Here is a 12698-nt window from a genome sequence, read left to right on the forward strand (position 1 = left end):
TTCTTGGCTGAAATCTTGCGTCTTCATCAGGCGCCTATCTGCGCCGGGCCGCCTGGGCGTGCTCCATGTACATGTGCTCGACCGACCGATCGAGCGAGGCGATTTTTTCGAAACCGCGCCGCCAGTCCTGCAAGTGCCGGCGCGTCCAGAGCACGCCCGCCTCGCGGTCGCGGCGGCGGATCGCGTCGATCAGATGGCGGTGCGCGGCGACGAGGCGTGGGCCGCCCTCGGCAACGCCGGTCACGATCATCTCTGTGGTCGGATAGAACAGCTGCGCCGCCGGCTCGCGTGCGAGCTGGAGCACGCGGTTCTGCGAGGCCTTGGCGACCAGCACGTGGAATTCGGCATCGCATTCGGCAAGTGTGGCGGGATCGCCGACCACGGCCTCGCTGCGCACGAGATTGTTGGTGAGCTCGGCGAGGTTCTCTTCGGTCGCGCGCTCCACCGCGCCTTCGATGCTCGCCACCTCCAGCGTCATCGAGGCCTCGTAGAGCTCGCGGAACGTCACCTCGTGCAGCACCAGTGCGCGGCTCAGGCGGCTTGCGAGCTTGGTGTAGCGCGGCAGGCAGGCGTGCAGACGGCGCGAGGAATCGCGGCTGATCAAGCCGCCCTCCTCCAGCACACGGATGCCTTCGCGAATGGTCGAGCGGTTGACGCCGAACTGGCGCACCAGATCATGCTCGGTGCCGATGGGATCGCCGGGCTTGATGCGCCCATTGACGATCTCGCGCTCGATGGCGTCGGCGACTTTCTGATAGGCCGGCGCGACATCGATCGGACGGAAGAGCGGCGAAATCGGCACGGTAGCCCCCAATGGCGATTGTCCGACAAACTATAGGATCGCCCCGAAGACGCGTCAAACTGCGTCATTCATGCCGCAGATGCAGCAAATTGACTCCTTGGGAACCTCGCTCTAACTTTGTCCGACAAAGGGACAGAATAGTCCCGTACAAGAGGAAACGTATCCATGAGACCTATCGCAGCACTCGTGTCTGCGGCCGGCTTGCTGTCGGCTGCCCTGATCGTCCCCGCCTCCGCCCAGCAGACCCCGCTCAAGATCGGCGTGCTCTCCGACTTCTCCTCGGTCTATTCCGACATCGGCGGCCAGGGGAATGTCGAAGCCACCAAGATGGCGATCGAGGATTTTGGCGGCCAGATGTTCGGCAAGCCGATCGAGATGGTCGCAGCCGACGTGCTCAACAAGCCCGACGTCGCCTCCACCATCGCGCGAAAGTGGTGGGAGACCGAGGGCGTCGACATGATCATCGACCTGCCCACTTCCGCCACCGCGCTCGCGGTGATGGAGTTGTCGAAGCAGTACGAGAAGGTGATGATCGTGACCGATGCGGCAAGCTCCGACATCACCGGCAAATCCTGCTCGCCCTACACCGCGCACTGGACCTACGACACCTATTCCAACGCCCACACCGTCGGCAGCGCCATCGTCAAGAACGGCGGCGACAGCTGGTTCTTCCTCACCGCGGACTACGTGTTCGGTCATTCGATCGAGCGCGACACCGGCGATGTGGTAAAGGCAGCCGGCGGCAAGGTGCTCGGCAGCGTCAAGCATCCGCTCAACACGGCCGATTTCTCGTCATTCCTGCTGCAGGCCCAGGCCTCCAAGGCCAAGATCATCGGGCTCGCCAATGGCGGCGGCGACACCATCAACGCGATCAAGCAGGCCAGCGAGTTCGGCATCGTCGCCGGCGGCCAGAACCTGGCTGCGATCGTGATGTTCATCTCCGACGTGCACAGCCTGGGCCTGAAGCTCGCGCAAGGCCTGATCATCACCGAGGCCTATTACTGGGACCTCAACGACAAGACCCGTGCCTTCGGCAAGCGTTTCCAGGAGCGCATCAAGCGCATGCCGACGATGAACCAGGCCGCGACCTACAGCGCCACGCTGCACTACCTCAAGGCCGTGCAGGCCGCCGGCACCAAGGACACCAAGACCGTGATGGCCAAGATGCGCGAGCTGCCGGTGAAGGATGCTTTCACCGACAACGGCATCCTGCGCGAGGACGGCCGCATGGTGCACAGCATGTTCCTGTTCCAGGTGAAGAAGCCCGAGGAATCCAAGGGCCCTTGGGACTATTACAAGCTGCTCGCGGAAGTGCCGGCCGACCAGGCCTTCCGGCCGCTGAAGGACGGCGGCTGCCCGCTGGTGAAGTAACGCTGACGATGACGGACCTGCATCGCCGCGCGCGGTGCAGGTTCTCTAGCGCCGTCGCAGGTCGGACGGGCTATGGCCGAACTTCCTGCGGAACACCGTGCTGAAATAGGACGAACTGCTGAAGCCCAGCTGATAGGCGACCTCGGTGATCGACAGCGAGCGCAACTCGGGACGCGTCAGCACGTCGTAGCAGCGCTGCAGCCGGCGATCCAAAATCCATTCGGACACCGAGACATCGGTCAGCCGAAAGAGATAATGCAGATGCCTGAGCGAGACGCCATTGCTCTTCGCAATCTTCTCCAGCGACAGATCCGCATCGGTGAGGTGCGCCTCGATCCAGGCCTTGACCGAGCGCAGGCGGGCCTGCGCAGCGCTCGCATCCTCGGAGAATTCGTCCCGCGCGCCCATGTCGAGCGCGAGCGCCAGCACGTCCATCAGCTCACCGCCCAATCGCGTTCTCGCGGTCTCGTCCAGCGGCGCGCCCTCCGCGGCGAGCGTCGCGCAGAACTCGGCGGCAATCCGGCCAAGTCCGCGGCTCGTCGCCATCGTCGTGACGACCGGCAGCCGTCCCTCGCTGAAGCGCGCCGAAAATTCCGCGCGCGGGATTTCCAGATAGAGCGATCGTACCTTGCCGACGCATTCGAGATCATAGGCCTCGGAGGCCGAGAAGATCGCGCTCACGCCGGGATTCGACAGCAGGGTCTGGCCGGCCTGAAGCACGTTGACCCGGCCCTGCTGGACGAATTCGACGTAGTAGCAATCCTTGTCGAGCTTTGCGATATGCCGTTCGCGGCGCGAGATGCGCTGCTCCGACAGCAGGACGTCGGTCATCGTCACGGCGCCGAACCGCGCCTCGCGAATGAAGCCGTGATAGTCGGACCGCTCCTCGGCGTTCACGTCGACATGGACGTAGACATCGCAGATCGCACCTTGCCACGCGGCGTAGCGTTTGGACGGCTCCAGATCGTCTGTCGAAAACACCAGGTTCATCGTCCGCCCATCCGTTGCGCCGCCATGATGAACGTCGTTTGTGCATCGCACAAGCTGGCCACGCGTCGAGATTCTAGAGGGCCGCCGCCTACACGCAAGACCGTTTGCGCGGAGAAGCAAAAGCTTTGCGCTCCGGAGCAAGCCGCGCTCCGGCATGTGGCCTATGAAGAACAAAAAGCAGTCCACAAAATAGGCGGGAAACGTTCGCTTGCGTCAGGTCCAGTCAACTGCTGCACAGCTTGCCGTGCCGCCCGAATGGCGATGCCCGTGAGCAGGGCCTTGTCATCGCAAATCACAACGCGGTTCACGCAGCCAGTCAAAACCATTGCCGATATCGAGGCGTTGGAGCAGCGGCCTTACGATTCGCTGGTCCCTTCCCGCAATCTGCTCGATCTCTTCGAAGCCACGGCGCACCTGCATCCCGATCGGCCCGCACTGACGGTGCTGACCAAAGGCTCGCGCGAGCCGGGCGACGCGACGCTGACGCACCGGCAATTGCTTGCGGAGATCATCCGCGCGGCCAATCTGTTCCGGTCGCACGGGATCGGCGAGAGCGGCGGGACCGCCGCGTTCCTCTGTCCGATCCTGCCGCCACTGTTCCCCGCATTGCTCGGCGCCCAGGTCGCGGGCGTCGCCAGCTCGATCAACTATCTCCTGAACGAAGACGCAATCGCCGACCTGCTCGAGGCGCAGAATGCGACTGTGCTGGTGATCCCGGCCGAAGCGGCCGATCGCGCGATCTGGACCAAGGCGGCCAACGTCGCGAAACGCGTCCCGTCGCTGAAGGCCATTTTTGTGATGGGCGCGACCGGTCCGCTGCCTGGAGGATTTCTAAACTTCAATGAGACGGCCGCGAGCCCGCGCGGCACACTGGACTTCGCACCTTCGACCGATCGCAATGCCATCTGCGCCCTCTTCCACACCGGCGGGACCACCGGACGACCTAAGCTGGTTCGGCTGACACATGGCAACCAGATCCATGCGGCCTGGAGCTTTGCGCAGGTCCACGGACTGGATGAGCTGGATGCCGCCGTGAACGGTTTTCCGCTGTTTCACGTCGGCGGCACCATGACGCTCGGCCTGTCGATTCTCGCTGCCGGCGGTCATGTGATCATTCCCTCCCCGTACAGCCTCAGAAGTCCCGAAGCGATCCGCGACTATTGGCACACCGTGGAGCGCTTCCGCGCGACCATCGTGAGCGGAGTGCCGACGTCGATTGCTGCTCTTGCCGAGGTGCCGATCGGGTCCTCCGATGTCAGCACCGTTCGCATGGCGCTCACCGGCGGGGCCGTGGCGCCCAAGGCTGTCAGCGACAGGTTTCAGGCGCGGACCGGGATTACCCTGTTCGAGACCTACGGGATGACAGAAACCGCGGCCGCGATCGCTTTCAATCCCGGCCGTGGCACTCCCGTGCAAGGCAGCGTCGGCTTCAGGGCGCCGTTCGCAAAGACCAAAATCGTCGCTCTGGCCGATGCCGAACTGAAGACAGAGTGTCCGCCTCTCACCAGCGGTCTTGTCCTCGTGAGGGGACCGCAGGTGTTTCCCGGATACGTCGATCCCCAGCACGACAAAGGCGTGCTCACCGACGACCACTGGATCGTCACCGGCGACGTCGGCTATCTCACCCCGGATCAACGCCTCGTGCTGACGGGGCGCGAGAAGGACCTCATCGTACGAAGCGGTCACAACATCGACCCTGCCGCAATCGAGGACGTCGCGAACGCCTTCCCCGGTGTCCAGATGAGCTCGGCCGTCGGCATGCCCGACGCCTACGCGGGAGAGGTTCCAGTTCTCTTCGTGGTGCCCTCCCCCGGACAGACAATCGATCTGGCGCAATTGCGCGAGCATCTCGAACACAACGTCAATGAGCCTCCTGCGAGGCCAAAGCGCGTCGTCCTGCTCGAAGCTCTTCCGGTTACCGCCGTCGGGAAGATCTTCAAGCCCACGCTTCGCGATCTCGCCGTCCGGGAAAAGGTCAGGACCGAGATCGATCGCATCTTCGGCCCCGACACCGCGGCAGATATCCTCGTCGAGAAAGACGAGAAGCTCAACACAGTCGTCAGCATCTCGGTCCATTCCGGTGATCTGGATCGAACAAAGATGCTCGTCGAAAGCCTTGCAACGCTTCCACAAACCTATCGCATCGAGAACCGATCGTCCTGACGGTCGCGCAACAGCCGGGTCGAAGAAAGGCAAGACGGGGATGAAGCGCTTTCGTTTCAATCAGCAAGAGATCGTCTTCGCAGTCTTTGCGCTGCTGTTCCTTGTGTTTTCGATCTTCCTGCGCGGCTTTCTGACGGCGGACAACATGCTGACGCTGCTCCAGAACGTGGCAGTGCTCGGCATCCTCGGCCTTGCCATGGCAATCGTCGTGATCGGACGCGGCATCGACATCTCGCTGATCGCGGCCCTTGCGGTGCCGCCCGGACTGGTGCTCCAGATGGTGCAGAACGGTCATTCGCTACCGGCCTCGCTGCTGACCGCCGTCCTGCTCACGATTGCCTTTGGCCTCGTCAACGGCTGGCTGATCGCCTATGCCGAAGTCCCTTCGCTGTTTGCGACGCTGGCAACGGGCCTGTTGCTGGCCGGGCTCGGGCAGACCGCGCTGTTCCAGCTCGACGTCGTGCAATGGAGCCCGGGCATGGACGGCTTCGAGCGGCTCGGACAAGGCACCATTCTCGGCATTCCGACGTCGATCTGGATGTTCGCAATCGCCTGCATCGTGGTCGCGTTCCTGCTGCGCCAGACGCGCTGGGGCGCCTATATCTATGCGATCGGTGACAACCCCTATGCCGCGCGTGTCACCGGCATTCCCTCTCGCCCGATCATCGTCCTGCAATATGTGATCACCGCCCTGATCGGCTGCTTTGCCGGCCTCGTGATGGCGGCATCCGTCAACTCGATGCCGACCCGCATCTTCAACTCGACGCTCATCTATGACGTCATCCTGGTCGTCGTGCTTGGCGGCATCGGGCTATCAGGCGGCCGTGGCGGCGTGCTCAACGTCGTCATCGGCACGCTCGTTATCGGAACGATGCTCAACGGCATGACCATCATGGACATCTCCTACGCCGGGCAGAATCTCATCAAGGGCGTGGTGCTGCTGCTCGCCGTCATCACGGATTCCTTCCTGAATCCGCGCAACGAGGAAACGGCACAACAGGGTGACATCTAAGCGATCCAACAATAACGACGACCACAACCAAGGAGGAAGCAATGAAGCATTTCGGCAGCCCGACAAAGACAATCGTTGCCGCACTGGGTCTTGCGGCAATGACCGCACCGGCCCTCGCCCAGCAGGGTCTGGATGAGCCGTTCCAGAAGCCGTTCAAGGAGGCGCTGGCCGGCAAGACCGTGGCCTATGTGCCGGTCGCCATGAATTTCGACCTCACGGAGGGCTGGTATGCCGGACTAAAGAAGGAGCTCGAGCCGTTCGGCGTCAAGTTCGTGATCCGCGACGCCAACTGGAACACCAATGCCGGCGCGCAGGCCGTCACCTCGCTGATCTCGGAGAAGCCGGCGGTGATGGTGGTTCATAATCCTGATGTGCAGACCTACGCCAAGCTGCTGCAGCGCGCCGAGAACGAAGGCATCTACGTCATCCAGATCAACATGGGCTCTGCCTATCGCAGTTCGGCCTTCGTCGGTGCCAATTGGGTCGAGATCGGCGAACGCCAAACCGAAGGCGTGGTCAAGGCCTGCGAGGGCAAGTCCAACAAGATCGCGATCATCCAGGGTGCGCTGTCGGCCGCCGCGAGCGCCTATACGCTGAAGGGCGTCGAGAACGTGCTCGCCAAGCATCCTGAAATCAAGGTGGTGTCGAGCCAGGCCGCCGATTGGGACGCCGCCAAGGCCAAGGCGATCACGCAGACGGTGCTGAAGCAGAATCCCGATCTCTGCGGCATCGTCGGCTTCTGGGACGGCATGGACATCGGCACGGCGGCGGCCGTCAAGGAGGCCGGCCTCACCGGCAAGGTGTTCGTGGCAACTTCCGGCGGCGGCGAGCGCAAGGGCGCGTGCGAACTGGTGAAGTCGGGCGCGTTCGATCTCAACATGAGCTACGACGTGCCGACCCAGGCCGCGCAGATGGCCGGCACCATCAAGTGGCTGCTGTCGTCGGGCATCAAGCCCGGCTCCGTCAAGGGCTCGGAATACACCACGCTGATTCCGATCACCAAGGAGAACGCCGATAGCCAGATGGCCTGTTGGAATCTCAGCGACCTCAAGAAATAATTGTCGCGACGCAAGACCCTGGCGTCCCGGACGATCTCACGTCCGGGACGTAATCTCGAAACTTGCAAGGTCCCGGAATGCCGATGCGCGACACTCTGACAAGCCTGCGTTACCGCTACTGGCCCGATCATCTCCTCGGTGAAATCCTGTCCAAGCGATGGACCGAGACAGCGATCCCGGTCATCCTCCTCCTGATCGTCGGCCTCGCGCTCAGCCGGTCCATCGACAATTTCCTGTCGCCGGCGAGCCTTGCCGACACCGCGCGCCAGGCTGGAGAGATCGGTTTCATCGCGCTCGGGCTGGCGCTGGTCGTCATCGTCGGCGGCATCGACCTCTCCGTCGGTTCGATCTTCGCACTGACCGATTTCTGTGCCCTCTATCTTCTCGACGTGCTGGGCTGGCCGGTCCCGGCGGTGGTGGCCGCCACCCTGCTCTGCGGCGCACTGCTCGGCGCCGTCAACGGCATCCTGATCGGATATTTGCGACTGCGGGCCTTCATCACCACGCTGATCACCCTGATCATCTACCGCTCGGCCTACGATCTCCTGATCCAGCGCTACTCCAACGCGATCGCGTCGGCCTTCCCCGACATCCCGTCCTGGGATTTCATCGGCAGCGGCAGCGTCTTCGGCATTCCGACCGTGGCGCTCGTCTATATCGTCATCGCCATCTTCGGTCATATCTTCATGACCCGGCTGCGCCCGGGCTGGCACATCACCGCGATCGGCGGCTCACGTCGTTCAGCTTACAATTCCGGCATTCCCGTCCGCCGCACCATCGCGCTCTGCTACGTCGCAAGCGGCGTGCTGACCAGTATCGGTGCGCTGTTCTTCGCGTCCCGGCTCGGCACCGTCGGCGGCGACATCGGCGTTGGCCTCGAGGTGATCGTGCTGACGGCGACGGTGCTGGGCGGCATCACGCTCGGCGGCGGCAAGGGCTCGGTCGCCAAATCGGCAGTCGGGGTGCTGATCGTGCTCCTGATCACCAATGGCCTGACGACCATGAATGCACGTGGCGGCGTCAACCGGATGGCGCTCGCCGGCATCCTGCTGGTCGCCGCGATGGTCGATATCCGCTGGCAGAAGAATCGGACGCGCATCATCAGCAAGGTCTACGTGGCCCCCACCTATCACGCGCTGCCGCCACCGCCGCCGACCGAGATCGGGCAAGGCGGCCCGTTCGAGCAGAACGACAAGCTGCGCAACGTCGAGTCGATCGGCCTCGGCCGCATCGAGGCGCCTGAGGACGTCATCCTCGATCGCCACGACAATCTCTATGCGGGTTCGCGCCATGGCGACATCATGCGCTTCCTCGCGCCCGACTATCAGAAGATGGAGGTGTTCGCCCATATCGGTGGCCAGCCGCTCGGCATGGCCTTCGACCGCGAGGACAATCTCTACGTCTGCATCGGCGGCATGGGGCTCTATCGCATCAAGCCTGACGGCACGGTGGAAAAGGCGACCGACGAGACCAATCGCAGCATGCGCTCGGTCAACGACGACAGCCGCCTGCGGCTCGCCGACGATCTCGACATCACCGACGACGGGCTGATCTTCTTCTCCGAGGCAACCGTGCGTTACGAGATGGACGAGTGGCCGATCGACGGCCTCGAGGCGCGCGGCAATGGCCGCATCATCTCCTACGACACCAAGACCGGCGTGACGCGCACCGAACTGCGCGGCCTCAAATTCCCCAACGGCATCTGCGTCGCCAGCGACGGCCAATCGATTCTATTCGCCGAAACCTTCGGCTGCTCGATCAAGCGCTATTGGTTCGCAGGATCGAAGAAGGGCAAGGTCGAGGTCGTCATGGACAATCTGCCGGGCTACCCCGACAACATCAATCTCGCCTCGGACGGAAATTACTGGCTGGCGCTGGTCGGCATGCGCAGCCCCTCGCTGGACCTCGCCTGGAAGATGCCCGGCTTCCGCCGCCGCATGGGCAAGCGCGTGCCTGTCGACGAATGGCTATTCCCCAACATCAACACCGGCTGCGTGGTCAAGTTCAACGAGCAGGGCAAGATCGTCGAATCCTTCTGGGACCTGCGCGGCGAAAACCATCCGATGATCACCTCGATGCGCGAGCATCGCGGCTATCTCTATCTCGGCGGCATCCTCAACAACCGGATCGGTCGTTACAAGCTCGACAATGCCGATCCGAACTTCGTCCAGTATGACAAAAGGTGGGGGAAGCCGTCGTGATCGCGGCCGTCAGGGAGTTCGCCAACCGCTTTCTCGGGCGCGGCGACGCCACCATCACCGTGCCGTCCTTCGACGGCGCGTTGAAGCCCAACCAGAAGCTGGAATCGGCCGAAACCTTGCTGACATGCGAGGCGCCGCAGGATCTCGCCACCGACGGAAGCAACCTCTTCATCGCGGACGGCCAGCGGCTGATGTCTCTGAATGACGGCACGGCATCGGAGATCCGCAGCTTCGAGCGGCCGATCTCGGCACTCTGCGCTCTCCCCGGCGGCGGCCTCGCCGTCGCGCTCGGGGGACGCGAGGTGCGGCTCTACGCAAGCCCCTCGGCAGAGCAGCCAAGCGTGACGTTAGCAGATAGTGCGTTCAATGCAGTCAACGCACTGACGCTCGCGAGCGACAACACGCTGATCGCGACGGACGGCTCGGCGACATGCGGCGTCGATGACTGGGCACGCGACCTGATGGAGCTCAACCGGAGCGGCCGGGTGTTCAGGCTCGATCCCGCCAGCAAGACCGTGACACCGCTGGCTCAGGGGCTCGGCCATGCCTTCGGTGCCTGCGCGCATGGCAACGGCGTGCTGGTCAGCGAGAGCTGGCGTCACCGCCTCGTTCTCGTGGCGCCGGGCGCAGCGCCGCGGACCGTGCTCGCTCACTTGCCCGTCTACCCCTCGCGGCTGTCGAAGGCCGCGGGCGGCGGCTACTGGCTCACCGCCTTCACCGCGCGCACCCAGCTGATCGAGTTCGTGTTGCGCGAGCCGGCCTACCGCAAGCGAATGATGGCCGAGATCGATCCGGCTTACTGGGTTGCGCCGCGCCTGCGCTCGGGCTTCTCGTTCAAGGAGCCGATGCAGGGTGCACACATCAAGACCATGGGCGTGGTCAAGCCGTGGGCGCCGCCGCGCTCCTACGGCCTCGTCATCCGACTCGATGCAGATGGCCAGCCGCTCTATTCGCTGCACAGCCGGGTCGACGGCGCCAATCACGGTATCGTCGCGGCGATCGAGATGGGCGGCGATCTCGTCCTGATCGCCAAGGGACCGGGTCGCGTGCTGCGACTGCCGCTGTCCGGTCTTGCCGAGGAGTTCCGCTCATGAGCGACATCGCACTCTCGCTGCGCAAGGCCACAAAACTTTACGCCGGCGTGCCCGCCATCGACGGGGTCGACTTCGACCTCCGCCGCGGCGAGATCCACGCGCTGGTCGGCGAGAACGGCGCCGGCAAATCGACACTGACCAAGGTGATGGCCGGCGTGGTGACGCTGACGTCCGGCACCATGACGGTCGACGGCGCCGACGTCGCGCCGCGGACGCCGCTGGAGGCGCGCAATCTCGGCATCGCCATGGTGTTCCAGGAAAACAGCCTGGTGCCGACCATGACTGTCGCGCAGAATCTGTTTCTCGGGCAGGAGAAATTCTATAACCGCCTGCGCGGCATCTACATCGCTGCGCAACAGTTCCTGCAATCGCTCAATTTCGACGTCACGCCGACCGCCACCGTCGGCGGCCTCGGCGCCGCCAAGAAGCAGATGGTGGAGATCGCGCGCGCGGTTTTGCACCGCGCCAAGGTGATCATCTTCGACGAGCCGACGGCGTCGCTGACGCCGGAAGAGAAGAAATACTTCTTTGACCTCGTCCGCGATCTCAAGAAGCGCGGCGTCTCGATCGTCTTCATCTCGCACGCCCTGGAAGAAGCTTTGCTGCTTGCCGACCGCATCACGGTTCTGCGCGACGGCAAGCACGTCGTCACCGACGATGCCACCAACTTCGACCGTGCGGCGATCGTGCAGGCCATGGTCGGGCGCGACCTCTCCAACACGCTCTACGGTGCGCGAAAGAGCAGCGTGCGGCCGCCCGGCGCGCGCGTGCTCACCGTGCAGAACCTGAAGATGGCGCCGATGGTGAAGAATAATTCCCTGTCGGTATTCGCGGGACAGATCACCGGCGTATTCGGCCTCGTCGGGGCCGGCCGCACCGAAACGTTCAAGATCGTCTCCGGCGTGCTGAAGCGCGACTTCTTCCATGGCGGCGAGATCCTGCTGCACGACAAGCCGGTGCGCTACCGGGTGCCGGCGCCGGCGGTGCAGGCCGGCATCGCCTATGTGACTGAAGACCGCAAGGTCGAAGGCTTCTTCGAGACGTCCTCAATCGCACGCAACATCTATCTCGGCCTTCTATCGAAATTTCCCAAGGGCCGCATGATGCTGTCGCGGCGAGAGAACGAGGCGATCGGCAGGACCTGGATCGAACGGCTCAAGGTTCGCGCGATCGGCAACGACGGCAAGGTGGTCGAGCTTTCCGGCGGTAATCAGCAGAAGGTCGTGATCGCCAAATCGCTGGTTCAGGAGCCCGATCTGATCATCTTCGACGAACCCACGCGCGGCGTCGACGTCGGCGCCATCGTCGAGATCCACGAGTTGATCAACCAACTCGCCGACGAGGGCAAGGCGGTCGTGGTCATCTCATCCTACCTGCCCGAGATCATGGCGCTCTCCGACCGCATCCTGGTCTCGCGCCAGGGCAAGGTCGTGGAGGAATTCTCCGCATTGGAGGCGACGGAGGAGAGGATCATGTACGCCGCGATTCACTGAGCATGACGGTCTACGGCTTGTGCGCTTTCTGGCGCAGCGCCTCGATGAGGCGCAGCTTTAATTCATCTGCGGCCTTCTGGCTGACGTCCTGGCCGATCTGCGCGCTCGCCTGCGCCAGCGCATCGGACTTTTCCATAAACTTCCGGCCAGCAGGCTGGGCATAGAACGCCTCGATCTGGCGCAGCTCGTCGACGGTGAAGTTTTGGGCATAGAGCGCGGCGATCTGGTCGATCATCGAGGCAAAGAACGGCGCGTAGATGTCGGAGCCCGGCGCCGTCATTGCGTCATAGTCGCGCTCGATCTCAGGCCGGTCCTGTGCGACCACGGGTCTCAGCTTGAGCAGGAGCTGCGGGAGCGCCGCGCGATACTGATCTGCGATCTTCAGCGTGGCGACGAGTTTTCGCGCAGCATCCATCGCCTCGGGCGACGGCCCTTGCGCCGACGCGTTGCAGACGAGGAGCAGGAGGGCGCCGGCAATCGTCAACAAAAATCTCGACATGCATCTCTCCCGAAA

General features: G+C 63.5%; 10 protein-coding genes. 7 read left to right on the forward strand and 3 right to left on the reverse strand.

The features are described 5' to 3' along the window. Positions 1 to 34 precede the first annotated feature (34 nt). A complete protein-coding gene (locus ABIB99_RS12645; RefSeq protein ID WP_071916762.1) occupies positions 35 to 802 on the reverse strand; it encodes a FadR/GntR family transcriptional regulator in 768 nt (255 codons plus the stop codon). A 165-nt stretch (positions 803 to 967) separates the two neighbouring features. On the opposite strand from ABIB99_RS12645, the gene ABIB99_RS12650 reads away from it, so the two are divergent. After that, positions 968 to 2173: an ABC transporter substrate-binding protein gene (locus ABIB99_RS12650; protein WP_354175999.1), complete on the forward strand. Its 1206-nt coding sequence runs from the start codon at positions 968 to 970 to the stop codon at positions 2171 to 2173. Positions 2174 to 2218: 45 nt separating this feature from the next. Here ABIB99_RS12650 and ABIB99_RS12655 read toward each other — a convergent pair whose 3' ends face one another. Then, complete coding sequence (locus ABIB99_RS12655) at positions 2219 to 3163, reverse strand: helix-turn-helix domain-containing protein (RefSeq protein WP_354176000.1); 945 nt, start codon at positions 3161 to 3163, stop codon at positions 2219 to 2221. 279 nt (positions 3164 to 3442) lie between these two features. Here ABIB99_RS12655 and ABIB99_RS12660 point away from each other — a divergent pair, with 279 nt between their 5' ends. The 6 genes from ABIB99_RS12660 to ABIB99_RS12685 all read left to right on the forward strand — a co-directional run bounded on the left by ABIB99_RS12660 (position 3443) and on the right by ABIB99_RS12685 (position 12184). Continuing rightward, positions 3443 to 5326 (forward strand): AMP-binding protein, encoded by a 1884-nt coding sequence (locus tag ABIB99_RS12660; protein ID WP_354176002.1) that lies wholly within the window; start codon positions 3443 to 3445, stop codon positions 5324 to 5326. Positions 5327 to 5366: 40 nt separating this feature from the next. Then, positions 5367 to 6338, forward strand: a complete 972-nt coding sequence (locus ABIB99_RS12665) for an ABC transporter permease (protein ID WP_166078254.1) — start codon at positions 5367 to 5369, stop codon at positions 6336 to 6338. 41 nt (positions 6339 to 6379) lie between these two features. Beyond that, positions 6380 to 7396, forward strand: coding sequence for a sugar ABC transporter substrate-binding protein (locus tag ABIB99_RS12670; protein WP_354176003.1), 1017 nt, complete (start codon positions 6380 to 6382; stop codon positions 7394 to 7396). Positions 7397 to 7473: 77 nt separating this feature from the next. Continuing rightward, entirely contained in the window at positions 7474 to 9597 is a 2124-nt protein-coding gene (locus tag ABIB99_RS12675) for an ABC transporter permease subunit (protein WP_354176005.1), read from the forward strand. Further along, positions 9594 to 10691: a hypothetical protein gene (locus ABIB99_RS12680; RefSeq protein ID WP_354176006.1), complete on the forward strand. Its 1098-nt coding sequence runs from the start codon at positions 9594 to 9596 to the stop codon at positions 10689 to 10691. The genes ABIB99_RS12675 and ABIB99_RS12680 overlap by 4 nt, the downstream gene beginning before the upstream one ends. Next, on the forward strand, positions 10688 to 12184 hold the full coding sequence (locus tag ABIB99_RS12685; protein ID WP_283017989.1) for a sugar ABC transporter ATP-binding protein: 1497 nt from the start codon (positions 10688 to 10690) through the stop codon (positions 12182 to 12184). Before ABIB99_RS12680 ends, ABIB99_RS12685 begins: the two co-directional genes overlap by 4 nt. Positions 12185 to 12194: 10 nt before the next feature. On the opposite strand, the gene ABIB99_RS12690 is transcribed toward ABIB99_RS12685, so the two are convergent. Then, the gene (locus ABIB99_RS12690; RefSeq protein ID WP_208088978.1) at positions 12195 to 12683 is read right to left on the reverse strand and encodes a DUF2059 domain-containing protein; all 489 of its coding nucleotides are present in this window, start codon (positions 12681 to 12683) and stop codon (positions 12195 to 12197) included. Between the last annotated feature and the right edge of the window lie 15 nt (positions 12684 to 12698).

The organism is Bradyrhizobium sp. LA6.1, assembly GCF_040547805.1.
In the GTDB taxonomy this organism is placed as follows: Bacteria; Pseudomonadota; Alphaproteobacteria; order Rhizobiales; family Xanthobacteraceae; genus Bradyrhizobium; species Bradyrhizobium barranii.

What these genes read in the sequence shown, in the direction of transcription:
- ABIB99_RS12650 (WP_354175999.1), top strand. Translation starts at nt 968, where the DNA reads ATGAGACCTATCGCAGCACTCGTGTCTGCGGCCGGCTTGCTGTCGGCT.
- ABIB99_RS12655 (WP_354176000.1), bottom strand. Translation starts at nt 3,163, where the DNA reads ATGAACCTGGTGTTTTCGACAGACGATCTGGAGCCGTCCAAACGCTAC.
- ABIB99_RS12665 (WP_166078254.1), top strand. Translation starts at nt 5,367, where the DNA reads ATGAAGCGCTTTCGTTTCAATCAGCAAGAGATCGTCTTCGCAGTCTTT.
- ABIB99_RS12670 (WP_354176003.1), top strand. Translation starts at nt 6,380, where the DNA reads ATGAAGCATTTCGGCAGCCCGACAAAGACAATCGTTGCCGCACTGGGT.
- ABIB99_RS12675 (WP_354176005.1), top strand. Translation starts at nt 7,474, where the DNA reads ATGCCGATGCGCGACACTCTGACAAGCCTGCGTTACCGCTACTGGCCC.
- ABIB99_RS12685 (WP_283017989.1), top strand. Translation starts at nt 10,688, where the DNA reads ATGAGCGACATCGCACTCTCGCTGCGCAAGGCCACAAAACTTTACGCC.
- ABIB99_RS12690 (WP_208088978.1), bottom strand. Translation starts at nt 12,683, where the DNA reads ATGTCGAGATTTTTGTTGACGATTGCCGGCGCCCTCCTGCTCCTCGTC.